We start from the raw sequence: 25,044 nt of genomic DNA, 5'->3' as shown, positions 1-25,044 counted from the left end.
TCAGGAGTAATAAGAGCCATGCCAAAACGTACAGACATAAAAAGTATCCTGATTCTGGGCGCGGGCCCGATTGTTATCGGTCAGGCGTGTGAGTTTGACTACTCCGGTGCCCAGGCGTGTAAAGCGCTGCGCGAAGAGGGCTACCGCGTCATTCTGGTGAACTCCAACCCGGCCACCATCATGACCGACCCGGAAATGGCCGATGCGACCTACATCGAGCCGATTCACTGGGAAGTGGTACGCAAAATCATCGAAAAAGAGCGTCCGGATGCGGTTCTGCCAACTATGGGCGGCCAGACCGCGCTGAACTGCGCGCTGGAGCTGGAACGCCAGGGCGTACTCGAAGAGTTCGGCGTGACCATGATTGGCGCTACCGCCGACGCGATTGATAAAGCAGAAGACCGCCGCCGTTTCGACGTGGCGATGAAGAAAATCGGCCTCGACACCGCGCGTTCCGGTATCGCGCACACCATGGAAGAAGCGCTGGCAGTTGCTGCTGACGTCGGCTTCCCATGCATCATCCGCCCAAGCTTCACCATGGGCGGCACCGGTGGCGGTATCGCTTACAACCGCGAAGAGTTCGAAGAAATCTGCGAACGCGGCCTGGATCTCTCGCCAACCAACGAGCTGCTGATTGATGAATCACTGATCGGCTGGAAAGAGTACGAGATGGAAGTGGTGCGTGATAAGAACGACAACTGCATCATCGTCTGCTCTATCGAAAACTTCGATGCGATGGGCATCCACACCGGTGACTCCATCACCGTGGCGCCAGCGCAGACCCTGACCGACAAAGAATACCAAATCATGCGTAACGCCTCGATGGCGGTACTGCGTGAAATCGGCGTCGAAACCGGTGGTTCTAACGTCCAGTTCTCGGTGAACCCGAAAGACGGTCGCCTGATTGTTATCGAAATGAACCCGCGCGTATCTCGCTCCTCGGCGCTGGCCTCAAAAGCAACCGGCTTCCCGATTGCGAAAGTGGCGGCCAAGCTGGCAGTGGGTTACACCCTCGACGAACTGATGAACGACATCACCGGCGGCCGTACCCCGGCCTCCTTCGAACCGTCTATCGACTACGTTGTGACCAAGATCCCGCGCTTCAACTTCGAGAAGTTTGTTGGCGCGAACGACCGTCTGACCACGCAGATGAAATCTGTTGGTGAAGTGATGGCGATTGGCCGCACGCAGCAGGAATCCCTGCAGAAAGCGCTGCGCGGCCTGGAAGTCGGCGCGACCGGCTTCGACCCGAAAGTGAGTCTCGACGACCCTGAAGCGCTGACCAAAATTCGCCGCGAGCTGAAAGATGCGGGCGCTGAGCGTATCTGGTACATCGCCGATGCCTTCCGCGCGGGCCTCTCCGTCGATGGCGTGTTCAACCTGACCAACATCGACCGCTGGTTCCTGGTGCAGATTGAAGAGCTGGTGCGTCTGGAAGAGAAAGTGGCGGAAGTGGGCATCAACGGCCTCGACGCTGACTTCCTGTTCCACCTGAAACGCAAAGGCTTTGCCGATGCGCGTCTGGCAAAACTGGCGGGCGTACGCGAAGCGGAAATCCGCAAGCTGCGTGACCAGTATAACCTGCACCCGGTCTACAAGCGTGTGGACACCTGCGCGGCGGAATTCGCCACCGACACCGCTTACATGTACTCCACCTATGAAGAAGAGTGCGAATCCAACCCGTCCGTTGACCGCGATAAAATCATGGTCCTCGGCGGCGGCCCGAACCGTATCGGTCAGGGTATCGAATTCGACTACTGCTGCGTTCACGCCTCGCTGGCGCTGCGCGAAGACGGGTACGAGACCATCATGGTCAACTGTAACCCGGAAACCGTCTCTACCGACTACGACACTTCCGACCGCCTGTACTTCGAGCCGGTCACCCTGGAAGACGTGCTGGAAATCGTGCGCATCGAGAAGCCGAAGGGCGTTATCGTGCAGTACGGCGGCCAGACCCCGCTGAAGCTGGCGCGTGAACTGGAAGCCGCAGGCGTACCGGTTATCGGTACCAGCCCGGATGCCATCGACCGTGCGGAAGACCGCGAGCGCTTCCAGCATGCGGTTGACCGTCTGAAGCTGAAGCAGCCGGCGAACGCCACCGTGACCGCGATTGAACAAGCGGTTGAGAAGGCGAAAGAGATTGGCTACCCGCTGGTGGTGCGCCCATCCTACGTACTCGGCGGCCGTGCGATGGAAATCGTTTACGACGAAGTTGACCTTAAGCGTTACTTCCAGACCGCTGTCAGCGTATCCAACGACGCACCAGTGCTGCTGGACCGCTTCCTCGACGACGCGATTGAAGTCGATGTCGACGCTATCTGCGACGGCGAAATGGTGCTGATTGGCGGCATCATGGAGCACATCGAGCAGGCGGGCGTTCACTCCGGTGACTCCGCGTGCTCCCTGCCAGCCTATACGCTGAGCCAGGAAATTCAGGATGTGATGCGTGAGCAGGTGCAGAAGCTGGCCTTCGAACTGCAGGTACGCGGCCTGATGAACGTGCAGTTTGCGGTGAAAGATAACGAAGTCTACCTGATTGAAGTCAACCCACGTGCGGCGCGTACCGTACCGTTCGTCTCCAAGGCGACCGGCGTACCGCTGGCGAAAGTGGCGGCGCGCGTGATGGCAGGGAAAACCCTGAAGCAGCAAGGCGTGACCAAAGAGATCATTCCACCGTACTACTCGGTGAAAGAAGTGGTGCTGCCGTTCAACAAGTTCCCAGGCGTTGACCCACTGTTAGGGCCAGAAATGCGCTCTACCGGGGAAGTGATGGGCGTGGGCCGTACCTTCGCGGAAGCGTTCGCCAAGGCACAGCTGGGTAGCAACTCCACCATGAAAAAACAGGGCCGTGCGCTGCTCTCCGTTCGCGAAGGCGACAAAGAGCGTGTGGTTGACCTGGCTGCTAAGCTGCTGAAACAGGGCTTCGAGCTGGATGCGACCCACGGTACCGCGATTGTGCTGGGCGAAGCCGGTATCAACCCGCGTCTGGTGAACAAGGTGCACGAAGGTCGTCCGCACATTCAGGACCGTATCAAGAATGGCGAATACACCTACATCATCAACACCACCGCAGGTCGTCAGGCGATTGAAGACTCCAAGCTGATTCGCCGCAGCGCGCTGCAGTACAAGGTGCATTACGACACCACCCTGAACGGCGGTTTCGCGACGGCGATGGCGCTGAATGCGGATGCCAAAGACAAAGTGACTTCCGTCCAGGAAATGCACGCACAGATGAAAAAATAAGTGCGAGCGATAAAATAAAACGCCGGGCAACTGCCCGGCGTTTTTGTTTTTGTAACCCGTCCAGGCGAAGCGCCGCCGGGAGCGTCTCGACGCTAACCCCGACGGTATTTCTCCAGTACGTTTCTCATGTTGAGAGAATGCACAAGTTTAACCATTTATCCTCACGGCATAATGGCCCGATTTCTTTCTGTTACTACTCATAACTACGGAATATATATGGCTATTTTGTTATTTGATTGGGGTGGGAGTTCAATTAAGTACGGCGTCTGGCATCAGGACACTTTAACGGATACGGGGGCAGTAAAAACGCCTGATAGCTGGGAGAAAATGCAGGCACAACTGCTGGAAATCTGCCGTCAGTACCAGCAGCGCTATGACATTCAGGGCGTGGCCATTAGCGCTCCCGGCAGCGTAGACCCTGAACGCGGCGTGATAGGTGGCCTCAGCGCCATTCCTTATATCCACCACTTCCCGATTGTCGAGGCGCTGACGGCGCTGTTTGGCCTGCCGGTCAGCATTGAGAACGATGCCAACGCGGCAGGTATTGCCGAGGCGGCGTTGGGGGCCGGGCGAGACTATCGGCACGTGCTGTTTGTGATCGTCGGCTCAGGCGTGGGCGGGGCTATCCTGGAAGATAAAGTGCTGCGTCGCGGTAGTCACGGTTATGCAGGTGAGTTTGGCCTGATGACGCTGGAGGGCGGGCAGACGTTCAGCGAACTGGGCACCGCCGTGGCGATGGCGCGGCGCTACGCGCAGCGGATGTCGCTTGAGCTGGATTCGATTTCCGGGGCCGAGGTGTTTCGTCTGGCCGAGCAGGGCGATGAGGTCGCGAAGCAGGAAGTGGCGCAGTTCTACCACTGGATGGCTGTCGGCTTGCTCAATTTGCAGGTCTGCTACGATCCGGATTGTCTGGTGATCGGCGGTGGGATCTCTGCCAGCGATGCTATTTTTGCCGGGATCGCCTCTCGCTTAACCGATCTGGTCGCGGAAAAAGATCTCGCGGAATTTATGCCGAAGCTGCTGCTCTGCCAGTACCGCAACGACGCCAATCTTATCGGCGCAGCGGTGAGCTTTACACAGCAACATGGCTAAAATGTCGCTTCGGAGTGTTCTGGTTTCCCTCTCGCTTTCAGCCAGCTAACCTAAAATGGTTAGAGTGATAACGATTTTAGCTGAGAAGCAGGAGGGAAACATGATGCAATATAAGCGACTTACCGTAGCGATTCTGACCGCCGGCGCGCTCTTTACCGTTGCTGGGTGTTCATCCAACCAGGCGTTAAAAACTACCGATGGGAAGACTATCGTCACCGACGGGAAACCGCAGGTCGATGAAGATACCGGCCTGGTGTCTTACAAAAATGCTGAAACCGGCAAAACCGAACAGATCAATCGCGATCAGGTGCGGTCGATGGGTGAGCTCGATAATTAAACGTTATTCGTGGCCCCGCGAATGCAGTGCGGGGCCAGCGCATAACGTTTAAATCAATGCGCTATTGATTTTGACGATGATTTTACGCAGCGGTGCGCCCGCGCCAAGGCTGCTCATCGGGCGGTGAAGCTCGCCGGGGAAGATGATGGCAATCTCTTCCGGGTGCAGGTGAATCAGCGTTTCGCTGCTGATCTGCGTGCAGAAGCCGATATCATGCGCGTCGTTAAACGCGCCGTCCTCGACAATCTCCAGCCCCTTATTACCCACCCCAATAATCTCTTCACCCTTCAGTACGATGTGAATATCAATATATTGACGATGATACTCTGGGCGCTGCTCGGCAAGCGGCTTGCTTTCCCCTTCCACCACGTTGAAGAACAGGTTATCGCCATCGACGGTATATTTACCCGGCGGCAGGGTGTGTGGCTCCTGTTGGATCACGGCGCGCAGCGCCTTGCGGATAGCCTGCGGATAAAAGGCGGTTTTCTCCGCGTTGTACAGCGTGTCGATAATCATGCCGGAACTCCCGATGCGGGTTGATGGGCTAAAAGGGTGAGCGAGCGGGCAACAATGCCCGGTACATCGCCGGAAATATCGACCGGCAGAATGTCCGGCTCGCGGTCGTCTGGGGCTTCCAGCGCGGCAAACTGGCTTCGCAGCAACGCTTCCGGCATAAAGTGGCCTTTGCGCGCCTGCATACGTTGCAAGATGCAGTCGTAGTCACCGGTCAGCCACAGGAAGCGCAGATGCGGATTACCCGCGCGCAGCTGGTCGCGGTAGCGCTTTTTCAGCGCCGAGCAGACCAGCACGCCGGACTCGTTTTTCTGCCCGAGGCTAAAGATCACATCGCCAATACGTTCCAGCCACGGCTGGCGGTCGCTATCCTCCAGCGGCTGGCTGGCGGCCATTTTGACGATATTGGCCCGTGGGTGAAGGTCATCGCCGTCGATAAACTTCGCCCCCAGCGCCTGGGAAAGCGCTTGCCCGACGGTGGTTTTTCCGGTGCCGGAGACGCCCATTAAAATAATGCATTGTCCTGCCATGGTTTTGCTCCCGACTCAGACGGCAACCAGCATGCCGCCGTCAACAAACAGCAGATGCCCATTCACAAAATCAGAGGCTTTCGACGACAGGAATACCGCCGCGCCAACCAGCTCCTGCGGGTCGCCCCAGCGGGCGGCTGGCGTACGTTTGCACAACCAGTCAGTGAAGGCTTTATCGTCAACCAACGCCTGGGTCATGGCGGTTTTAAAGTAGCCAGGAGCGATACCGTTAACCTGAATGTTATGGCGCGCCAGCTCCACGCACATTCCGCGGGTCAGCATTTTGACCGCGCCTTTGGCGGCGGCGTACGGGGTGATGGTGTCGCGGCCCAGTTCGCTCTGCATCGAGCAGATATTGACGATTTTCCCCGCGCCGCGCGTCATCATGCGTTTGGCCACGGCCTGGGAAACCAGGAAAACGGCGGTCTGGTTCACGGCAATCACGTCGTTCCATTCTTTCACCGGAAACTCGGTGAACGGGTGGCGGCGCTGGATGCCGGCGTTATTAAACAGCACGTCGATAGCGCCGATGCGAGTTTCAATATCGGCAATAGCGTTTTCCACCGACTCCGGGTCGGTGACGTTAAAGACCGCAGTATGGGCGGTGGCACCCTCGTCGCGGAGTTTCATCGCCGCCTGCTCGGCGCGTTCTGCGGAGATATCGTTGATGATGATTTCCGCGCCGTACTGGGCCAGTCCCTGAGCCATCACGTAGCCGATACCTTGTCCGGAACCGGTAATTAAAATGCGTTTGCCTTGCAGGCTGAATAAGTTGTTCATCACTGTGTCCTGTATTGCGAGCCGATGCGCCAAGAAGATGCTCCCTATCTCACGGTTTTTGTCTCGGTTAAACTGTGATGAAGATCACTCTCAACTATGTTACAAAAAGGGGTTACAGCATGTGTGATCCTGAAGAGGAAAACCGGGCGAAAACCGCGCCATACGGGGCTTTGACGATGGGTTATCGCTTTCTCTTTTTTGTAACCTGCTGGCATAATAGGCCACAGGATTTCGGCAATGACGGGCAGGGCTAATGAAAGTACAACGCATCACGTTAGAGGATATCGCCGCGCTGGCGGGGGTAACCAAAATGACCGTCAGCCGCTATTTACGTACCCCTGAGAAGGTGAAGCCGGAAACCGCCGAACGCATTGCCAGCGTGATTGAAGAGGTGGGCTACCAGCCGGATGCCGATAATCCCGCCATAAGTAGTAACGTTGCGCCGCGCATTGGCGTGCTGATCCCCTCTTTTAATAATCAGATTTTCTCCGACGTGCTGGCAGGTATTGAATCGGTCACCACCGCCCACGGCTATCAAACGCTGGTGGTGAACTACGATTACGACAGCCAGCGTGAAGAGGAACAGATTGCTACCGTGCTGGCGCTGAACGTCAAGGCGCTGCTGCTAACCGAATCGGTCCATACGTTGCGGGCGGAGAAATACCTGAAAGCCGCAAAAATCCCTATTGCCGAGGTGATGGGGCTATCGGATAACGCTGATCGCATTAACGTGGGCTTTGATAATTACCGCGCCGGGTTGGATATGACCAACATGCTGCTGGCCAGCGGCAAAAAGCAGATTATCTATTTTGGCTCGATGTCGGATATTCGCGATGAGCAGCGCTATGCGGGCTACTGCCGGGCAATGGAGGAGGCGGGTCTGGCTGTCGGGCGCATAGCGCCAAACAAGGTCTCTTCGGTGTCAATTGGCACCGGCATGATGACCCTTGCCCGTCAGATGTATAAAGAGATGGATGCTATTCTCTGCACCAACGATGACCTGGCGGTCGGGGTGTTACAGGAGTGCATCGCTTCGGGTATCACGGTGCCGCAGGAGATGGCGATTGCGGGCTTCCATGGGCTGGAGATGGGTCAGGTGGTGAGCCCGCGTCTGGCGAGCGTTTTGACCCCGCGCTTTGAAATGGGCAAGGTCGCCACCGAGATTTTAATCAAGAAAATAAAAGGGTTACCTACTATTGAGAAGGTTGACCTGCATTATCGTTTATCGATGGGTGAAACCATCTAGCTTTCGCCTGCCACGTCGGCAATGTTATTCAATTGTTGCCACCCAGCCCGCATTCCAGCGGGCTTTTGCTTCCACGATCACGTCATCCGTAACACGGATTTCTAACACGATCTGCCGTGATGCAGATCGCAAAATGACATCGTGAAAACCCGTTTGATAGGCGTAACAAATTTCTAAACGCTTAAACAGGTAACACGATGAATACTGCAAACCCAAACACGGTACTGTTGATTGCTCCGGTCGTAGACGGCCTGATGGACAAACTCTCCACCGCTTTCCAGGTCTATCGTCTGTATGAACAGGCTGACCCGCAGGCTTTCTTACGCGAAGTCGGCCATCAGGTGCAGGCGGTGGTCACCCGTGGTGATATCGGCGTCACCCGCGCCGTGCTGGAACAGCTGCCTAACGCTGGGCTGGTGGCGGTGTTTGGTGTCGGTACTGACGCGGTGGATCTCGACTATACCCGCGCTCATGACATTGCCGTCACCATCACTTCCGGCGTGCTGACCAACGATGTTGCCGATCTGGCGATGGGGCTGCTGCTGGCAGGCGCGCGCCAGCTGTGCCAGGGCGATAAATTTGTTCGCGAAGGCAAATGGCTGAAACAAGGGCCGGGGCTGGCGACTCAGGTTAGCGGTAAACGCCTCGGTATCTTTGGCATGGGTAACATCGGCCAGGCCATTGCCCGTCGCGCCAGCGGATTTGATATGGAGATCCTCTACACCGACCGCAAAAAGCTTAATCACGTTGACTATCAGTGGTGTGCCGACCTGCACACTCTGGCTCACGAAAGCGACTTTCTGGTGATTGCCGCTTCAGGCGGCGCGGCAAACCGCGGGCTGATCGATGCGAGCGTGTTTAACGTGATGCCAAAACACGCATGGCTGATTAACATCGCGCGCGGCACCCTGGTGGATGAAAAAGCCCTGATTCACGCCCTGCAAAATGGTGTCATTGCCGGTGCCGGGCTGGATGTGTACGAAGAAGAGCCGCATGTGCCTGAGGCGCTGATTGCCATGGATAACGTGGTACTGCTGCCGCACGTAGCGAGCGCTACCCACGAAACCCGCCAACGGATGAGCGAGGTGGTGTTCAAGAACGTCGACGCCTTTTTCAACGCGACGCCTTTACCGAATGCCATTGATTAATCCTCGGTTCTTTTCGCCATGCTGAGCATGGCTTCCCCTCGAGAGAGAGTATGAATGATGAATGAGAAAATACCTGGCACTCGCTGGCTGCGCATCATTGCGCCTGTTCTCATCGCGTGCATTATTTCGTTTATGGACCGGGTTAATATCAGCTTCGCGCTGCCCGGCGGTATGGAGTCCGACCTGGGTATTACCAGCCAGATGGCGGGGGTCGCGAGCGGGATATTCTTTATTGGCTATCTCTTTTTGCAAATACCGGGCGGGCGCATTGCGGTTCACGGTAGCGGTAAGCGTTTTATCGCCTGGTCGCTGCTGGCGTGGGCGATTGTCTCGATTGCTACCGGCTTTGTGACCCATGAATACCAGCTGCTGGCGCTGCGTTTTATCCTCGGCGTGTCCGAGGGCGGCATGCTGCCGGTGGTGCTGACGATGGTCAGTAACTGGTTCCCGGAAAAAGAGATTGGCCGTGCGAACGCCTTTGTAATGATGTTTGCCCCGCTGGGCGGCATGCTCACCGCGCCGGTCTCCGGGGCGATTATCTCGGCGCTCGATTGGCGTTGGTTGTTTATCATCGAAGGGCTGCTGTCGCTGGTGGTGCTGACCGTATGGTGGCTGATGATTAGCGACCGCCCGGAAGAGGCGCGCTGGCTGCCGGAGCGTGAGCGTGAGTATCTGATAACCGCGCTGACCGCCGAGCGAGAGGCTCGACGTTCAGAAGCGCCGGTCAGCAACGCGCCGGTGCGGGAAGTGTTCCGTAACTCGGGGCTGATGAAGCTGGTACTGCTCAACTTCTTCTACCAGACCGGGGATTACGGCTACACGCTGTGGCTGCCGACGATCCTCAAGAACCTGACCGGCGCCAATATGGCGAGCGTGGGCGTGCTGGCCATCCTGCCGTTTATCGCCACGCTTGCCGGGATCTACATTATCTCCCTGTTCAGCGACCGCAGCGGGAAACGGCGTTTGTGGGTTCGCTTCTCGCTCTACGGTTTTGCCGCCGCGCTGCTGGCTTCGGTGGTGCTGCGCGACCACGTGGTGGCGGCCTATATCGCGCTGGTGGTGTGTGGCTTCTTCCTGAAAGCGGCGACCAGCCCGTTCTGGTCAATTCCGGGACGTATTGCCATGCCGGAAGTGGCGGGCAGCGCGCGTGGCGTGATCAACGGTCTGGGTAACCTGGGCGGCTTCTGCGGGCCGTATCTGGTCGGGGTGATGATCTACTTCTATGGCCAGAACGTGGCGGTGTGCGCGCTGGCGGGCTCGTTGATTATCGCCGGGACCATCACCTTCTTCCTGCCAAAACAGTGCGACCTGACCGCATCATCTGACGAACCGCCTGTGGCGGATAAACCAGCCAACCAACCTTCCTGACCCTGCCGGGGCGTGGTTCTCACGCCCCCCAATTCCTGCTGTTGTGTGAACTGATCCTGTAAGTGTCATCATTAACTGTCTAAACTCAGGAATAAAATAATGAAGTAAGACAGGCGAATTATGATTCTTATTATTTATGCGCATCCTTATCCGCATCACTCGCATGCGAATAAGCGGATGCTTGAGCAGGTAAGGACGCTCGACGGCGTTGAAATCCGTTCTCTCTATCACCTCTATCCCGATTTTAATATCGACGTCGCCGCCGAACAGGAGGCGCTCTCCCGCGCCGATCTGGTCATTCTGCAGCACCCGATGCAGTGGTACAGCACGCCGCCGCTGCTGAAGCTGTGGCTAGACAAAGTGCTGGCGCACGGTTGGGCCTACGGTCACGGCGGCACAGCGCTGCACGGCAAAAGCGTGATGTGGGCGGTCACCACCGGCGGCGGCGAAAGCCACTTTGATATTGGATCACATCCAGGCTTTGACGTGCTGGGACAACCGCTGGAGGCCACCGCGGTGTACTGCGGCATGAAATGGTTGCCGCCGTTTGCCGTCCACTGCACGTTTATCTGCGACGAAGAGACGCTGCAGGCGCAGGCGCGACACTACAAACAACGGTTACTGGCCTGGCAGGAGGAGCACAATAATGGATAGCCATACGCTAATACAGGCGCTGATTTATCTCGGTTCGGCGGCGCTGATTGTACCCATCGCCGTCCGTCTGGGGCTGGGTTCGGTGCTCGGCTACCTGATTGCTGGTTGTATTATCGGCCCCTGGGGGCTGCGGCTGGTGACCGACGCCGAGTCTATTCTGCACTTTGCTGAAATCGGCGTGGTACTGATGCTGTTCGTGATTGGCCTTGAGCTGGACCCGCAGCGTCTCTGGAAACTCCGCGCCTCGGTGTTTGGCGGTGGTCTCTTGCAGATGGTGCTGTGCGGCGCGTTAATTGGCGTCTTCTGTATCTTCCTTGGCCTGCGCTGGCAGGTGGCGGAGCTTATCGGCATGACGCTGGCGCTGTCGTCTACCGCGATTGCCATGCAGGCGATGAATGAACGCAACCTGACGGTGACGCAGGTGGGGCGTAGCGCCTTTGCGGTGCTGCTGTTCCAGGATATTGCAGCCATTCCGCTGGTAGCGATGATCCCACTGCTGGCGATCAGCGGCGGTTCCACCACGCTCGGCGCCTTTGCGTTCTCGGCGTTGAAGGTGGCCGGGGCGCTGGCGCTGGTGGTGATGCTGGGGCGCTATGTTACGCGACCGCTGTTACGCTTCGTGGCGCGCTCCGGTCTGCGCGAAGTATTCAGCGCCGTGGCCCTGTTCCTGGTCTTTGGCTTTGGCTTACTGCTGGAAGAGGTCGGGCTATCGATGGCGATGGGCGCATTCCTCGCCGGGGTGCTGCTGGCGAGCTCGGAGTACCGTCACGCGCTGGAAAGCGATATCGAGCCGTTCAAAGGGCTGCTGCTAGGTCTGTTCTTTATCGGCGTCGGAATGTCCATCGACTTTGGCACGCTGATTCATAACCCGCTGCGCATTATTACGCTGCTGGTCGGCTTCCTGGTGATTAAGTCCGTTCTGCTGTGGCTGATTGCCAAACCGCTTCAGGTGCCGCGCTCGCAGCGCCTGTGGTTCGCGGCGCTGCTGGGGCAGGGGAGTGAGTTTGCCTTCGTGGTGTTTGGTGCCGCGCAGATGGCTAACGTGCTGGATCCGGAATGGGCCAAGGCGCTGACGCTGGCGGTAGCCCTGTCAATGGCGGCGACGCCGATTCTGCTGGTGCTGCTGACCCGCCTTGAGAAACGTAATAGCGCAGGTGATGCGCGCGAAGCGGATCAAATCGACGAAGAACAGCCGCGGGTGATTATCGCGGGCTTCGGGCGTTTCGGGCAGATTACCGGCCGCTTGCTGCTGTCGAGCGGGGTGAAAATGGTAGTCCTCGATCACGATCCGGATCACGTCGATACGCTGCGCAAATTCGATATGAAAGTCTTTTACGGCGATGCAACGCGAGCCGATCTGCTGGAGTCGGCAGGCGCGGCGAAGGCCGAGGTGCTGATTAACGCCATTGACGATCCGCAGGCGAGCCTTGAGCTAACCGAGGTGGCAAAAGAGCACTTCCCGAATCTGACGATTATTGCACGCGCCCGCGACGTTGAGCACTACATCAAGCTGCGTCAGGCCGGGGTAGACGCACCGGAGCGTGAAACCTTTGAGGGGGCACTGAAGTCGGGTCGTCAGGCGCTGGAGTCACTGGGGCTTGGCGCCTATGAGGCGCGCGAGCGTGCCGACCTGTTCCGTCGCTTTAACACGCAGCTGATGGAAGAGATGGTGGAGATGGCGGAAAACGATGACACTTCACGGGCAGCGGCGTTTAAACGCACCAGCGCCATGCTCACCGAGATTATCAACGAAGATCGCAACCACCTGTCGGTGATTCAGCGCCACGGCTGGCAGGGAACGGAAGAGGGAAAACATAGCGGTAATCCAGAAGACGAGCCGGAAGTAAAGCCGACGCTCTGATGCCGTATTAGGTGTAATGCTGGCTGTCCACTTAACCTACCGTGGACTTGCCAGCAAAACGAAAAATTTTCTTCTTCTTTACCTGGCTGCCAGTCGACGAAAGATTAAGCTTTCCGTATAGTGGCGACAATTTTTTTTCGTATCTGGGACACACTCAATGATCAGTCTGATTGCTGCACTAGCGGTAGATCGCGTTATCGGTATGGAAAACGCCATGCCCTGGGACCTGCCAGCCGATCTGGCCTGGTTTAAACGCAACACCTTAAACAAACCGGTGGTGATGGGCCGCCTGACCTGGGAGTCCATTGGACGCCCGTTGCCGGGCCGTAAGAACATCGTCATCAGCAGCCAGCCGGGCACTGATGACCGCGTACAGTGGGTGAAATCGGTCGATGAAGCGATCGCTGCCTGCGGCGACGTGGAAGAGATTATGGTGATTGGCGGTGGTCGCGTATATGAGCAGTTCCTGCCGAAAGCACAGAAGCTTTATCTGACGCACATTGATGCCGAAGTGGAAGGCGACACCCATTTCCCGGATTATGACCCAGACCAGTGGGAGTCGGTGTTTAGCGAGTTCCATGATGCGGATGAGCAGAACTCTCATAGCTACTGCTTTGAGGTGCTTGAGCGTCGTTAAGACCGAGCCGTTCCCGGCGGCGCTTCACTTGGCCGGGCTACCAAAATAAAAACGCCGGGAGAGAACCCGGCGTTTTTATTTTTCTATGGGGATGCACCGAACTACGACGCTACCGCCTCGCTCTCACCCGGCGCCAGCTTTCGGTTCGACGGTTGTACAAAGTACTGTTTATCTTCCCAGCGCAGGCAGGTTAAATCTCCGCCCCAGCAGCAGCCGGTATCCAGCGCGTAAATCCCTTCTGGCGTACCTTTACCTTCCAGCGATGCCCAGTGACCAAAGGCCACGCTGTACTCATCGGTAATCGGCCCTGGCAGCATAAACCACGGCTTCAGCGGCGCAGGCACGTTCTCCGGCGACTCTTTGCTGTACATATCCAGCTGGCCGTTCGGGAAGCAGTAGCGCATGCGGGTAAAAGCATTGGTGATAAAGCGCAGGCGCGCCAGACCGGAGAGATCCAGCGACCAGTTGTTGGGCATATCGCCGTACATGGCGTCGAGGAAGAACGGATAGGAGTCGCTTGAGAGCACCGCTTCAACGTCGCGCGCGCACTGTTTAGCGGTTTCCATATCCCACTGCGGTGTAATACCCGCGTGCGCCATCACCAGCTTCTTCTCTTCATCGACCTGCATCAACGGCTGACGACGCAACCAGTTGAGCAGCTCGTCAGCATCCGGTGCTTCCAGCAGTGGGTTCAGGCGATCCTTCGGCTTGTTGCGGCTGATGCCGGCAAACACCGCTAGCAGGTGGAGATCGTGGTTACCGAGCACCACTTTCACGCAGTCGCCCAGCGATTTAACGTAGCGCAGCACTTCCAGTGAACCAGGACCGCGCGCGACCAGATCGCCCGTCAGCCACAGGGTATCGACGTCTGGGGTGAACGCCACCTGCTCGAGCAGAGCAATTAACTCGTCAAAGCAACCGTGAACGTCGCCAATAAGGTATGTAGCCATGTTTTAATGAATCAGCGTGGGAACAAAGAGACGGAAAACGGGAATGTCGATGGAGAACGGCACGCCGTCTACATCGACCATATCGTAGTGACCCTGCATGGTGCCGAGCGGAGTTTCCAGCACGGCGCCGCTGGTATATTGATATTCTTCACCGGGCTCGATGTGCGGCTGCACGCCGACAACACCTTCGCCCTGAACTTCGGTTTCACGGCCGTGGCCGTTAGTAATCAGCCAGTAACGGCCGAGAAGCTGCACCGCGCTTCGCCCGAGATTGCGAATGGTCACCGTATAAGCAAAAACGTAACGCTCTTCTTCCGGCTGGGAGTGCGTCTCAATGTAGACGCTCTGTACCTGGACGCAAACTCGCGGCGAATCGATCATGGTTTAGCTCTCCTTCGAGGGCGCATTCTCGGACAGATAGTTGGCCATCCGGCAGTACTGCGCAACAGAGATATTTTCCGCGCGCATGGCCGGGTCTACACCCAGCTCCGTCAACAGCTCAACGCTGAACAGATTGCCCAGACTGTTGCGGATAGTTTTACGACGCTGGTTAAAGGCTTCGGTCGTAATACGGCTCAGAACGCGGACATCTTTTACCGGGTACGGTTTAGTGCTATGTGGCACCAGGCGTACGACGGCGGAATCCACTTTTGGCGGTGGCGTGAACGCGGTTGGCGGCACTTCAAGTACCGGGATCACGTTGCAGTAGTATTGCGCCATGACGGTCAGACGACCATAGGCTTTACTATTTGGACCGGCAACCAGACGGTTAACCACCTCTTTTTGCAGCATGAAGTGCATGTCTGCAATAGCGTTAGTATAGCTAAACAGGTGGAACATCAGCGGCGTGGAGATGTTGTACGGCAGGTTACCGAACACGCGCAGCGGTTGGCCGAGCTTCTCAGACAGCTCGCCAAAGTTCATGGTCATGGCATCCTGCTGATAAATGGTCAGCTTCGGCCCCAGGAACGGGTGCGTTTGCAGACGCGCGGCTAAGTCGCGGTCCAGTTCGATAACGGTCATTTCGTCAAGACGTTCGCCAACCGGCTCGGTCAGCGCGGCAAGACCCGGGCCGATTTCAACCATGGCCTGGCCTTTTTGCGGGTTAATGGCCGCAACAATACTGTCGATCACGAATTGATCGTTGAGAAAGTTTTGCCCGAAGCGTTTACGGGCTAAGTGGCCCTGATGGACTCGATTATTCATTAGAGTTAACAATCATTTTGATGGCGAGATTAAGCGCCGTAATAAAACTGCCGACATCCGCTTTCCCCTGGCCTGCCAGTTCGAGGGCGGTACCATGGTCAACGGAGGTGCGAATAAAGGGTAGACCGAGCGTAATGTTCACGCCACGACCAAATCCCTGGTATTTTAGCACGGGTAGGCCCTGATCGTGGTACATTGCGAGCACCGCATCGGCATGGTCCAGATACTTTGGTTGGAAAAGGGTATCGGCAGGCAGCGGCCCGCTTAGATTCATCCCCTTTGCCCGCATCTCTTCCAGCACCGGAATAATGGTGTCTATCTCTTCCGTACCCATATGTCCGCCTTCGCCCGCGTGCGGGTTCAGGCCGCAGACCAGCACGTGCGGTTCGGCAAGACCAAACTTGTTCTGCAGGTCATCGTGCAGGATGGTAATCACTTCCCGCAGCAGGTCCGGCGTGATGGCATCGCTCACCGCTTTCAGCGGCAGGTGGGTAGTCGCCAGCGCCACGCGCAGCTCCTCGGTTGCCAGCATCATCACCACTTTCGGTGCGCCAGCACGCTCTTCGAAGAACTCGGTGTGCCCGGTAAAGGCGACGCCAGCATCGTTAATAATGCCTTTATGCACCGGCCCGGTGACCAGCGCGGCAAACTCACCGCTCAGGCAACCGTCGCAGGCGCGCGCCAGCGTCTCAACGACGTAGCCCCCGTTCGCGACGTTCAGCGTTCCTGGAATAACCTCGGCATGCAGTGCCACGGGCAGCAGCGTGAGCGTGCCAGCGCGCTGTGGTGCAGCCGGTTTTTCGGGGGAGTAGGGCAGTAGCGTGAGGGGAAGGCCGAGAAGCGTGGCCCGCTCGGTGAGCAGGCGGCCATCAGCGCAAACGACCAGTTCGAGCGGCCAGTCGCGCTGGGCCAGTTGGATCGCGAGATCCGGACCAATCCCGGCGGGTTCGCCGGGAGTGATAACGACACGAGCGTGTTGCGTCATTAGTTGCTCAGAATTTTAACGTAGGCGCTTGCGCGCTGTTCCTGCATCCAGGTCGCTGCTTCTTCAGAGAACTTACGGTTCATCAGCATGCGGTAAGCACGATCTTTCTGCGCCGCGTCGGTACGGTCAACGTTACGCGTATCGAGCAACTGAATCAGGTGCCAGCCGAAGGAAGAGTGAACCGGGCCGCTCATCTGGCCTTTGTTCAGCTTCATCAGCGCATCGCGGAATGATGGATCGTAGATATCCGGCGTTGCCCAACCTAAATCACCGCCCTGGTTAGCAGAGCCTGGATCCTGAGACAGCTCTTTAGCCGCTTTCTCAAAGGTGGTTTTGCCGCTGCGGATATCCGCTGCAACCTGCTCCAGCTTCGCACGTGCCTGGTCGTCGGTCATAATTGGCGACGGCTTCAGCAGGATGTGGCGAGCGTGGGTTTCGGTGACATTGATATTCTGCGTCTGGCCGCGCATATCGTTGATTTTCAGAATGTGGAAGCCCACACCGGAACGAATGGGACCGACGACATCACCTTTTTTCGCCGTGCTCAGCGCCTGGGCGAAGATAGCCGGCAGCTCCTGAATACGCCCCCAGCCCATCTGGCCGCCTTTCAGCGCCTGCTGGTCGGCAGAGTAGGTGATCGCAAGCTTACCGAAGTCGGCGCCGTTGCGAGCCTGCTCAACGATAGATTCGGCTTGGCTCTGCGCTTCATTGACCTGATCGGAGGTTGGGTTTTCCGGCAGTGGAACCAGGATGTGGCTGAGGTTCAGCTCGGTGCTGGCATCGTTCTGGTTGCCAATCTGGCTTGCCAGCGCGTCCACTTCCTGCGGCAACACGGTGATGCGGCGACGCACTTCGTTGTTACGCACTTCGGAGATCAGCATCTCTTTGCGGATCTGGTTACGATAGGTGTTGTAGTTCATCCCATCGTAGGCCAGACGGCTGCGCATCTGATCCATCGTCATGTTGTTCTGCTTCGCGATGTTGGCGATCGCCTGATCGAGCTGCTCGTCAGAGATCTTCACGCCCATTTTCTGCCCCATCTGCAGGATAATCTGATCCATGATCAGACGTTCCAGGATCTGGTGGCGAAGGGTCGCATCGTCCGGCAGCTGCTGACCCGCCTGGCCGGAGTTCATTTTGACGGACTGCATCAGACCATCAACATCACTTTCAAGGACAACGCCGTTGTTCACGACGGCTGCTACTTTATCGACAACCTGCGGGGCAGCGAAGCTGGTATTCGCAACTAAGGCGATACCGAGAAGCAGCGTTTTCCAGTTCTTCATACTTTTTCCATTTCAATTAACCGCAATGCGGATGATGTGTCTAACCAGTGATATTACAGAGAGCTCTGGTACGGCATGATGTTGGAACGCAGCATCTGCTGGGTACCCAGACCGTAGTTGGAGCTCAGACCACGCAGCTCAATGTTGAAGCCGATGGAGTTGTCATATTTGGCCTGCCCGCCAGTCTTGCTGTTGCTGTCGTAGTCCCAGCCGTTGAGTTTACGCTCGTAGCCTACGCGGATAGCGTAGCAGCAGGAATTGTACTGCACGCCCAGCATCTGGTCGGCGGCGCTACCGGTGTTGGTGTCATAGTAGTAAGCACCGACAACGGACCAGCGATCGACGATTGGCCAGCTTGCCGTGGCGCCTACCTGCGAAATTCCTTCACGATACTGATCGTTGGTGGAGTAACTCGTCGGCAGCGTTGCCTGAATATATTCCGGGCTGGCATAACGGTAAGTCAACTGCACCAAACGCTCTTCGTCCCGACGCCATTCAATGGCTGTACTGCTGGTGGATATGTTGTTCAGACGCGTATCGTACTGAACGCCGCTGCGTAAGCCCCACTGGTCGCTGATGCGCCAGTAGGTATCACCTGCCCAAACCAGCGAGCCCGTTTTGTCGTTTTTCTCCCAGTTAATGTTGTCATCACCGGTACGGGACTCGGTGAAATAGTAGATTTGACCAACAGAAACGTTAAAACGTTCAACGGCAGCGTCATCATAAATACGCGATGTGACGCCGGTCGTTAACTGGTTTGCGGAGGCGATGCGGTCAAGGCCGCTGTAGGTACGGTCGCGGAACAGGCTAGAGTAGTCGGACTGCAGGAAAGTGGAGTCGTAGTTGTTGATTTTGCTCTGATCGCGGTACGGCACGTACAGATACTGCATACGTGGTTCCAGCGTCTGGGTATAACCCGGGCTCAGCGCCACATCGCGTTCAAACACCATCTTACCGTCAACTTTCAGCTGCGGCAGGGTGCGGTTAACCGAGCTGGCCAGCGTGTTCGCGTTGCTCGAGTCGTTGTTGTAGTTGTCGATATTGCTCTGGTTATAGTGCGTTGCCAGCAGCTTCGCTTCGGTATTGAGGCTACCCCAGCGGTTGCCCAGCGGCAGACTGATGGTCGGCTCCAGGTGGAGACGCGTCGCTTCAGGCATGGTGCTGTTGCTGTTGGTAAACTTCACCGCCTGCGCATAGAGATGGGTATCAAACGGACCGACGTCGTTCTGGTAGGCGTTGATATCCAGCTGCGGCTCAGCCGAATAGGAGTTGCTGTTGCTGCGGTCGAAGACCTGGAACTGTTTTGATGACACGGTGGCGTCAAAGTTTTGCACCGCATAACCGACGCTCAGTTTTTGCGTGGCGTAGCCGTCGGTACTCGAGCCATATTTCGAGTCAAAGTCGTTGAAGTAGTCCGGATCGCTGACTTTGGTGTAGTCGGCATTGAAACGCCATACCTGATCCATCACCCCGGCGTGCTGCCAGTAGAACAGCCAGCGGCGGCTATTCTCATCGTTAGGGTGTTCACTGGAGTAGACGCTGTCTGAAGGCAGGTAATCGAGCTCAAACAGACCCTGACCGGCATCGGTCAGATAGCGGAATTCGTTTTCCCACATGACGCCGCTACGCTTGTCCATATAGTGCGGCGTGATGGTCGCGTCCATGTTCGGCGCGATGTTCCAGTAATACGGTAACGAGAACTCAAAGTGGTTCGTACTGCCGTATTTAGCGTTCGGAATCAGGAAGCCGGAGCGACGTTTGTCACCGACCGGAAGCTGCAGATACGGGCTATAGAAGACTGGAACCGGGCCAATTTTGAAGCGGGCGTTCCAGATCTCCGCGACCTGCTCTTCGCGGTCGTGGATCACTTCGCTACCCACCACGCTCCAGGTGTTTGAACCAGGGAGACAGGAGGTAAAGGTACCGTTTTCCAGAATGGTATAGCGGTTTTCGCCGCGCTGTTTCATGACATCTGCGGTACCGCGGCCCTGACGGCCGACCATCTGGTAGTCACCTTTCCAGACGTTAGTATCTTTGGTATTCAGGTTTGACCAGGCTTTCGGCCCTTTAAGAATAACCTGATTATCATCGTAGTGAACGTTGCCGAGTGCATCGACGGTACGAACCGGTGTAGGCTGCCCATCAGGCTGCTTTTGATGAAGCTGAACTTCATCGGCCTGCAAACGGCTATTTCCCTGATTAATATCGACATTGCCGGTAAACACGGCGTTGTCTGGGTAGTTACCGTTCGCGTGATCGGCGGTGATGGTCACCGGCTGGTCGTTAGGTTTACCACTCACTAACGGGCGATCGTAACTGGGTACGCCAAGCATACATTGAGATGCGAGATCGGCAGCCATTCCCTGCTGGCTGTACAAGGCGCTGGCGATCATAGTCGCGAGGAGAGTGGGAATACGTTTTTTCATACGTTGTATTTGTTGTTCCGTCATCTATAGCATTGCGGCTTGCAAACGGTCAGAGACTAACGTACTCATCGTGATGACGCTAGTGTTAATGCTCGTCGGCTTCTAAGTTGCATTACCGTGAGTCGCAACGTGAAATTGATCGAGTCTATCCTGCCCGTTCGTGCCAGAGGTGTTATGCACGGCATTGAATGACAGGTATGATAATGCATATTTTAGCCGCTGGCATGACGATTTGGGGAGTATATGCAGTATTGGGGAAAAGTGATTGGTGTGGCCGTCGCTCTGATGATGGGCGGAGGGTTCTGGGGCGTTGTCCTCGGGCTGCTCGTGGGCCACATGTTTGATAAGGCGCGCAGTCGTCGCATGAACTGGTTTGCCAATCAACAGCAGCGTCAGTCGCTGTTTTTTGCCACCACCTTTGAAGTGATGGGCCACCTGACCAAATCGAAAGGGCGCGTTACCGAAGCGGATATTCATGTCGCCAGCCTGTTTATGGACCGGATGAATCTGCACGGTGAATCTCGTACCGCAGCGCAGCAGGCGTTTCGCGTTGGTAAAGCCGACAACTATCCGCTGCGCGAAAAAATGCGTCAGTTCCGTAGCGTCTGCTTTGGTCGTTTTGATCTTATTCGTATGTTCCTGGAGATTCAGATCCAGGCGGCCTTTGCCGACGGTTCTCTGCACCCGAACGAACGCGACGTGCTGTACGTCATTGCCGAAGAGCTGGGGATCTCCCACGCCCAGTTCGACCAGTTCCTGCGCATGATGCAGGGCGGCGCACAGTTTGGTGGCGGCTACCATCAGCAGTCTCAGGGCGGCCAGGGCGGCGGTTGGCAGCAGGCACAGCGCGGCCCAACGCTTGAAGATGCGTGTAACGTGCTGGGCGTGAAGCCGAGCGATGATGCCACGACCATCAAACGCGCCTATCGTAAGCTGATGAGCGAACATCACCCGGATAAGCTGGTGGCCAAAGGGTTACCGCCGGAGATGATGGAGATGGCCAAGCAGAAGGCGCAGGAAATTCAGAAAGCGTACGAGTTAATAAAAGAACAGAAGGGATTTAAGTAAGGTGCATGAACCCGGGGTCGCTTGCGCTCGCCCGGGAAAACATTGGCACAATCTAAAAATCGACCGGTGCCTTAAACGTCATGCTGTTGCCAAACTGCGGATGGGTAATGGTTAACGTCTCCGCATGCAGCTGCAAACGTGGCGCCATCGCTAACGCCTCGTCGTGCGCATAAAAGCGGTCACCCAGAATCGGGTGACCCAGCGCCAGCATATGCACGCGCAGCTGGTGTGAACGCCCGGTAATGGGCTTGAGCTTCACCCGCGCGGTGTTATCCGGCGCATACTCCAGCACTTCATACTCCGTCTGCGCGGCCTTGCCGGTTTCATAACACACTTTCTGCTTTGGCCGGTTTGGCCAGTCGCAAATCAGCGGTAAATCCACCAGGCCTTCCTGCGGCTGCGGGTGACCCCACACGCGCGCGACGTACTGCTTTTTCGGCTCGCGCTCGCGGAATTGACGTTTCAGTTCTCTTTCAGCCGCTTTGGTCAGGGCGACGACGATAACGCCGCTGGTCGCCATATCGAGGCGGTGCACGGACTCCGCCTGCGGATAGTCGCGCTGTACGCGGGTCATGACGCTGTCTTTATGCTCTTCCTGGCGGCCCGGGACGGACAACAGGCCGCTGGGCTTGTTGACCACCATGATGTGCTCGTCCTGATAGAGGATCACCAGCCACGGGTCCCGTGGCGGATGATAGTTTTCCATGCCCATAGCGGCTCCGATTACTGGTGAGTGACGACGATAAGACGCAGCGCGTCCAGACGCCATCCCGCCTGCGACAGGCTTTCCATCACCTGCTGGCGGTTGCTTTCAATCGCGGACAGTTCGTCGTCGCGGATGTTTGGGTTCACCGCTTTCAACGCTTCCAGGCGCGACAGTTCCGCGCTGAGCTTCTCGTCCGCCTCTTCACGGGCGGCGGTAATCAGCGCCTGAGCGGCTTGCTCAATCTGTGCTTCGCCTTTTTGCAGAATGGTATGCACGTCCTGCTGTACCGCATTTACCAGCTTACTACCGGTATGACGGTTCACCGCGCTGAGCTGACGGTTGAAGGTCTCAAACTCAACCTGGGCGGCGAGGTTGGTGCCGTTTTTATCCAGCAGCATACGCACCGGCGTTGGCGGCAGGAAACGGTTGAGCTGCAGCTGTTTCGGCGCCTGCGCTTCAACCACATAAATCAGCTCGACCAGCAGCGTACCCACCGGCAGCGCTTTGTTTTTCAGCAGGGAAATGGTGCTGCTGCCGGTATCACCGGAGAGGATCAGATCCAGGCCGTTGTGAATCAGCGGGTGTTCCCAGGTCAGGAACTGCGCGTCCTCGCGGGACAGCGCTACATCACGCTCGAAGGTCACGGTACAGCCGTCTTCCGGCAGACCCGGGAAGTCCGGCACCAGCATGTGGTCGGATGGGGTCAGCACGATCAGGTGCTCGCCGCGATCGTCCTGGTTGATACCGACGATATCGAACAGGTTCATGGCGAAGGCGATCAGGTTGGTGTCGTCATCCTGCTCTTCGATGCTTTCCGCCAGCGCCTGCGCTTTTTCACCGCCGTTGGAGTGGATCTCCAGCAGGCGGTCGCGCCCCTGTTCCAGCTGGGTTTTCAGCGCTTCGTGCTGTTCGCGACAGCTCTTGATGAGGTCGTCGAAGCCATCGCTATTTTCCGGCGCCGCCAGGTAGTTGATCAGCTGGTCATGGACGCTGTCGTAAATAGTACGGCCGGTCGGGCAGGTGTGCTCAAACGCGTCCAGCCCTTCGTGGAACCAGCGAACCAGCACCGACTGGGCGGTTTTTTCCAGGTACGGCACGTGAATCTGAATATCGTGCGCCTGACCGATACGGTCCAGACGGCCGATACGCTGTTCCAGCAGGTCTGGGTTGAACGGCAGGTCGAACATCACCAGGTTGCTGGCGAACTGGAAGTTACGGCCTTCCGAACCGATTTCCGAGCACAGCAGCACCTGTGCGCCGCTGTCTTCTTCGCCGAACCAGGCGGCGGCACGGTCACGTTCAATAATCGACATGCCTTCGTGGAACACGGCGGCACGGATGCCTTCGCGCTCGCGCAGAACCTGCTCCAGCTGCAGCGCGGTGGCGGCCTTGGCGCAGATCACCAGCACTTTCTGCGCGCGGTGGCTGGTCAGGTAGCCCATCAGCCATTCTACGCGCGGGTCGAAGTTCCACCAGGTGCCGGTGTCGCCTTCAAATTCCTGATAAATCTGCTCCGGGTAGAGCATGTCGCGGGCGCGTTCTTCTGCGCTCTTACGGGCACCCATAATGCCGGAGACTTTAATCGCCGTCTGATACTGCATCGGCAACGGCAGCTTGATGGTGTGCAGTTCGCGTTTCGGGAAGCCTTTTACGCCGTTACGGGTGTTACGGAACAGCACGCGGCTGGTGCCGTGGCGGTCCATCAGCATGCTGATCAGCTCCTGACGGGCAGCTTCTGCGCCGTCGCGATCGCTGTTAGCGGTCTGCAGCAGGGCTTCGATATCCTGCTCGCCAATCAGCTCACCCAGCATGTTCAGTTCGTCGTTGCTGAGCTTGTTGCCTGCCAGCAGCAGGGCGACGGCATCGGCTACCGGGCGGTAGTTTTTCTGTTCTTCAACAAACTGCTCAAAATCGTGGAAGCGGTTTGGATCCAGCAGACGCAGACGCGCAAAGTGGCTTTCCATCCCCAGCTGTTCCGGGGTTGCCGTCAGCAGCAGTACGCCAGGCACGCGCTCGGCGAGCTGTTCAATGGCCTGATATTCGCGACTTGGCGCCTCTTCGCTCCACACCAGGTGGTGCGCTTCGTCGACCACCATGATATCCCATTCGGCTTCACACAGGTTTTCCAGGCGCTGCTTGTTGCGGCGCACGAAATCCAGCGAGCAGATAACCAGCTGTTCGGTTTCAAACGGGTTGTAGGCATCGTGCTGGGCTTCGGCGTAGCGTTCGTCGTCGAACAGTGCAAAGCGCAGGTTGAAGCGGCGCAGCATTTCGACCAGCCACTGATGCTGCAGGGTTTCCGGGACGATGATCAGTACGCGCTGAGCGGCACCGGACAGCAACTGTTGGTGCAGGATCATCCCGGCTTCGATGGTTTTGCCTAAACCCACTTCGTCCGCCAGCAGGACGCGCGGCGCGTGGCGACGGCCCACGTCATGGGCGATATTGAGCTGGTGCGGGATCAGGCTCGTGCGCTGACCGCGCAGGCCGCTCCACGGCATACGGTACTGTTCACTCTGGTATTTACGCGCGCGGTAGCGCAGAGCAAAGCGGTCCATACGGTCGATCTGCCCGGCAAAGAGACGGTCCTGCGGCTTGCTGAACACCAGTTTGCTGTCGAGCAGCACTTCACGCATCATGACGCCGGTCTCTTCGGTGTCCTGGCGGGTGCCAATGTAGGCCAACAGGCCATTTTCTTCGATAACTTCGTCAACGAGCAACTGCCAGCCTTCATGGCTTGTTACCGTGTCGCCGGGATTAAACATTACGCGGGTCACGGGGGAGTCGCTACGGGCATACAGACGATTCTCTCCGGTTGCCGGAAAGAGTAGGGTGACGGTGCGTGCATCCATTGCAACAACGGTACCAAGTCCCAGTTCGCTTTCTGTATCGCTGATCCAGCGTTGACCAAGTGTAAAAGGCATATGCGTTCGGCTCTATCTTTAATAAATTGCAGGCAATATTCATCCACCACCTTTGAAAGCAGGCGGCGAGTGAATTTGGTCCAG

Annotated in this window: 21 protein-coding genes; 10 read left to right on the top strand and 11 right to left on the bottom strand. The window is 57.2% G+C overall.

Annotation, left to right across the window (positions count from 1 at the left end):
• The first annotated feature begins 18 nt into the window (after positions 1-18).
• The 3 genes from carB (at position 19) to HII27_RS14720 (ending at position 4,672) form a co-directional block, all read left to right on the top strand.
• Positions 19-3,243, top strand: a complete 3,225-nt coding sequence (gene carB, locus HII27_RS14730; RefSeq protein WP_185668602.1) for a carbamoyl-phosphate synthase large subunit — start codon at positions 19-21, stop codon at positions 3,241-3,243.
• 216 nt (positions 3,244-3,459) lie between these two features.
• Positions 3,460-4,335, top strand: a complete 876-nt coding sequence (locus HII27_RS14725; RefSeq protein ID WP_185668601.1) for an ROK family protein — start codon at positions 3,460-3,462, stop codon at positions 4,333-4,335.
• A 103-nt stretch (positions 4,336-4,438) separates the two neighbouring features.
• Positions 4,439-4,672: a YgdI/YgdR family lipoprotein gene (locus tag HII27_RS14720; RefSeq protein WP_035896033.1), complete on the top strand. Its 234-nt coding sequence runs from the start codon at positions 4,439-4,441 to the stop codon at positions 4,670-4,672.
• A gap of 48 nt (positions 4,673-4,720) precedes the next feature.
• Here HII27_RS14720 and HII27_RS14715 read toward each other — a convergent pair whose 3' ends face one another.
• Genes HII27_RS14715 through idnO form a run of 3 tightly spaced genes read right to left on the bottom strand, consistent with a single transcriptional unit; the run spans position 4,721 to position 6,495 of the window.
• Positions 4,721-5,188 carry a YhcH/YjgK/YiaL family protein gene (locus HII27_RS14715; RefSeq protein WP_185668600.1) on the bottom strand — a complete coding sequence of 156 codons (468 nt, stop codon included), beginning with the start codon at positions 5,186-5,188 and terminating at the stop codon, positions 4,721-4,723.
• Positions 5,185-5,715: a gluconokinase gene (locus HII27_RS14710; RefSeq protein WP_185668599.1), complete on the bottom strand. Its 531-nt coding sequence runs from the start codon at positions 5,713-5,715 to the stop codon at positions 5,185-5,187. Before HII27_RS14710 ends, HII27_RS14715 begins: the two co-directional genes overlap by 4 nt.
• A gap of 15 nt (positions 5,716-5,730) precedes the next feature.
• Positions 5,731-6,495 carry a gluconate 5-dehydrogenase gene (idnO, locus tag HII27_RS14705; RefSeq protein ID WP_185668598.1) on the bottom strand — a complete coding sequence of 255 codons (765 nt, stop codon included), beginning with the start codon at positions 6,493-6,495 and terminating at the stop codon, positions 5,731-5,733.
• 253 nt (positions 6,496-6,748) lie between these two features.
• Between idnO and HII27_RS14700 the strand changes: the two genes are divergently transcribed.
• The 6 genes from HII27_RS14700 (at position 6,749) to folA (ending at position 13,409) form a co-directional block, all read left to right on the top strand.
• Positions 6,749-7,741 (top strand): LacI family DNA-binding transcriptional regulator, encoded by a 993-nt coding sequence (locus HII27_RS14700; protein WP_185668597.1) that lies wholly within the window; start codon positions 6,749-6,751, stop codon positions 7,739-7,741.
• Between the two features lie 197 nt (positions 7,742-7,938).
• Entirely contained in the window at positions 7,939-8,889 is a 951-nt protein-coding gene (locus tag HII27_RS14695) for a 2-hydroxyacid dehydrogenase (protein WP_185668596.1), read from the top strand.
• A gap of 57 nt (positions 8,890-8,946) precedes the next feature.
• The gene (locus HII27_RS14690) at positions 8,947-10,257 is read left to right on the top strand and encodes an MFS transporter (RefSeq protein ID WP_185668618.1); all 1,311 of its coding nucleotides are present in this window, start codon (positions 8,947-8,949) and stop codon (positions 10,255-10,257) included.
• Between the two features lie 120 nt (positions 10,258-10,377).
• Complete coding sequence (kefF, locus tag HII27_RS14685) at positions 10,378-10,911, top strand: glutathione-regulated potassium-efflux system oxidoreductase KefF (protein ID WP_064547348.1); 534 nt, start codon at positions 10,378-10,380, stop codon at positions 10,909-10,911.
• On the top strand, positions 10,904-12,772 hold the full coding sequence (kefC, locus tag HII27_RS14680) for a glutathione-regulated potassium-efflux system protein KefC (RefSeq protein ID WP_185668595.1): 1,869 nt from the start codon (positions 10,904-10,906) through the stop codon (positions 12,770-12,772). Before kefF ends, kefC begins: the two co-directional genes overlap by 8 nt.
• Before the next feature lie 157 nt (positions 12,773-12,929).
• On the top strand, positions 12,930-13,409 hold the full coding sequence (folA, locus tag HII27_RS14675; RefSeq protein WP_035896030.1) for a type 3 dihydrofolate reductase: 480 nt from the start codon (positions 12,930-12,932) through the stop codon (positions 13,407-13,409).
• Between the two features lie 101 nt (positions 13,410-13,510).
• Here the strand turns inward: folA and apaH are convergent, their stop codons facing one another.
• The 6 genes from apaH to lptD are packed head-to-tail and all read right to left on the bottom strand — an operon-like array spanning position 13,511 to position 20,262.
• Positions 13,511-14,359, bottom strand: coding sequence for a bis(5'-nucleosyl)-tetraphosphatase (symmetrical) ApaH (gene apaH / locus HII27_RS14670; RefSeq protein WP_185668594.1), 849 nt, complete (start codon positions 14,357-14,359; stop codon positions 13,511-13,513).
• Between the two features lie 3 nt (positions 14,360-14,362).
• Entirely contained in the window at positions 14,363-14,740 is a 378-nt protein-coding gene (gene apaG, locus HII27_RS14665) for a Co2+/Mg2+ efflux protein ApaG (protein WP_123650718.1), read from the bottom strand.
• Positions 14,741-14,743: 3 nt separating this feature from the next.
• Positions 14,744-15,565, bottom strand: a complete 822-nt coding sequence (rsmA, locus tag HII27_RS14660; protein ID WP_035895418.1) for a 16S rRNA (adenine(1518)-N(6)/adenine(1519)-N(6))-dimethyltransferase RsmA — start codon at positions 15,563-15,565, stop codon at positions 14,744-14,746.
• Positions 15,558-16,550, bottom strand: coding sequence for a 4-hydroxythreonine-4-phosphate dehydrogenase PdxA (pdxA, locus tag HII27_RS14655; protein WP_185668593.1), 993 nt, complete (start codon positions 16,548-16,550; stop codon positions 15,558-15,560). Before pdxA ends, rsmA begins: the two co-directional genes overlap by 8 nt.
• Positions 16,550-17,836 (bottom strand): peptidylprolyl isomerase SurA, encoded by a 1,287-nt coding sequence (surA, locus tag HII27_RS14650; protein WP_185668592.1) that lies wholly within the window; start codon positions 17,834-17,836, stop codon positions 16,550-16,552. The genes pdxA and surA overlap by 1 nt, the downstream gene beginning before the upstream one ends.
• A gap of 53 nt (positions 17,837-17,889) precedes the next feature.
• Entirely contained in the window at positions 17,890-20,262 is a 2,373-nt protein-coding gene (lptD, locus tag HII27_RS14645; RefSeq protein ID WP_185668591.1) for an LPS assembly protein LptD, read from the bottom strand.
• A 243-nt stretch (positions 20,263-20,505) separates the two neighbouring features.
• On the opposite strand from lptD, the gene djlA reads away from it, so the two are divergent.
• Entirely contained in the window at positions 20,506-21,330 is an 825-nt protein-coding gene (gene djlA / locus HII27_RS14640; RefSeq protein ID WP_185668590.1) for a co-chaperone DjlA, read from the top strand.
• Positions 21,331-21,382: 52 nt separating this feature from the next.
• Here djlA and rluA read toward each other — a convergent pair whose 3' ends face one another.
• Positions 21,383-22,042, bottom strand: coding sequence for a bifunctional tRNA pseudouridine(32) synthase/23S rRNA pseudouridine(746) synthase RluA (gene rluA / locus HII27_RS14635; protein ID WP_185668589.1), 660 nt, complete (start codon positions 22,040-22,042; stop codon positions 21,383-21,385).
• A gap of 11 nt (positions 22,043-22,053) precedes the next feature.
• A complete protein-coding gene (gene rapA / locus HII27_RS14630; protein ID WP_185668588.1) occupies positions 22,054-24,960 on the bottom strand; it encodes an RNA polymerase-associated protein RapA in 2,907 nt (968 codons plus the stop codon).
• Between the last annotated feature and the right edge of the window lie 84 nt (positions 24,961-25,044).

The sequence above is a fragment of the Kluyvera sichuanensis genome (assembly GCF_014218705.1).
GTDB lineage: Bacteria > Pseudomonadota > Gammaproteobacteria > Enterobacterales > Enterobacteriaceae > Kluyvera > Kluyvera sichuanensis.
This window is presented reverse-complemented; position numbering and strand designations above follow the sequence as displayed.

Excerpts from the sequence above, each read along its gene's own strand:
- carB (WP_185668602.1), top strand. The coding sequence starts at position 19 with ATGCCAAAACGTACAGACATAAAAAGTATCCTGATTCTGGGCGCGGGC.
- HII27_RS14725 (WP_185668601.1), top strand. The coding sequence starts at position 3,460 with ATGGCTATTTTGTTATTTGATTGGGGTGGGAGTTCAATTAAGTACGGC.
- HII27_RS14720 (WP_035896033.1), top strand. The coding sequence starts at position 4,439 with ATGCAATATAAGCGACTTACCGTAGCGATTCTGACCGCCGGCGCGCTC.
- HII27_RS14715 (WP_185668600.1), bottom strand. The coding sequence starts at position 5,188 with ATGATTATCGACACGCTGTACAACGCGGAGAAAACCGCCTTTTATCCG.
- HII27_RS14710 (WP_185668599.1), bottom strand. The coding sequence starts at position 5,715 with ATGGCAGGACAATGCATTATTTTAATGGGCGTCTCCGGCACCGGAAAA.
- idnO (WP_185668598.1), bottom strand. The coding sequence starts at position 6,495 with ATGAACAACTTATTCAGCCTGCAAGGCAAACGCATTTTAATTACCGGT.
- HII27_RS14700 (WP_185668597.1), top strand. The coding sequence starts at position 6,749 with ATGAAAGTACAACGCATCACGTTAGAGGATATCGCCGCGCTGGCGGGG.
- HII27_RS14695 (WP_185668596.1), top strand. The coding sequence starts at position 7,939 with ATGAATACTGCAAACCCAAACACGGTACTGTTGATTGCTCCGGTCGTA.
- HII27_RS14690 (WP_185668618.1), top strand. The coding sequence starts at position 8,947 with ATGAATGAGAAAATACCTGGCACTCGCTGGCTGCGCATCATTGCGCCT.
- kefF (WP_064547348.1), top strand. The coding sequence starts at position 10,378 with ATGATTCTTATTATTTATGCGCATCCTTATCCGCATCACTCGCATGCG.
- kefC (WP_185668595.1), top strand. The coding sequence starts at position 10,904 with ATGGATAGCCATACGCTAATACAGGCGCTGATTTATCTCGGTTCGGCG.
- folA (WP_035896030.1), top strand. The coding sequence starts at position 12,930 with ATGATCAGTCTGATTGCTGCACTAGCGGTAGATCGCGTTATCGGTATG.
- apaH (WP_185668594.1), bottom strand. The coding sequence starts at position 14,359 with ATGGCTACATACCTTATTGGCGACGTTCACGGTTGCTTTGACGAGTTA.
- apaG (WP_123650718.1), bottom strand. The coding sequence starts at position 14,740 with ATGATCGATTCGCCGCGAGTTTGCGTCCAGGTACAGAGCGTCTACATT.
- rsmA (WP_035895418.1), bottom strand. The coding sequence starts at position 15,565 with ATGAATAATCGAGTCCATCAGGGCCACTTAGCCCGTAAACGCTTCGGG.
- pdxA (WP_185668593.1), bottom strand. The coding sequence starts at position 16,550 with ATGACGCAACACGCTCGTGTCGTTATCACTCCCGGCGAACCCGCCGGG.
- surA (WP_185668592.1), bottom strand. The coding sequence starts at position 17,836 with ATGAAGAACTGGAAAACGCTGCTTCTCGGTATCGCCTTAGTTGCGAAT.
- lptD (WP_185668591.1), bottom strand. The coding sequence starts at position 20,262 with ATGAAAAAACGTATTCCCACTCTCCTCGCGACTATGATCGCCAGCGCC.
- djlA (WP_185668590.1), top strand. The coding sequence starts at position 20,506 with ATGCAGTATTGGGGAAAAGTGATTGGTGTGGCCGTCGCTCTGATGATG.
- rluA (WP_185668589.1), bottom strand. The coding sequence starts at position 22,042 with ATGGGCATGGAAAACTATCATCCGCCACGGGACCCGTGGCTGGTGATC.
- rapA (WP_185668588.1), bottom strand. The coding sequence starts at position 24,960 with ATGCCTTTTACACTTGGTCAACGCTGGATCAGCGATACAGAAAGCGAA.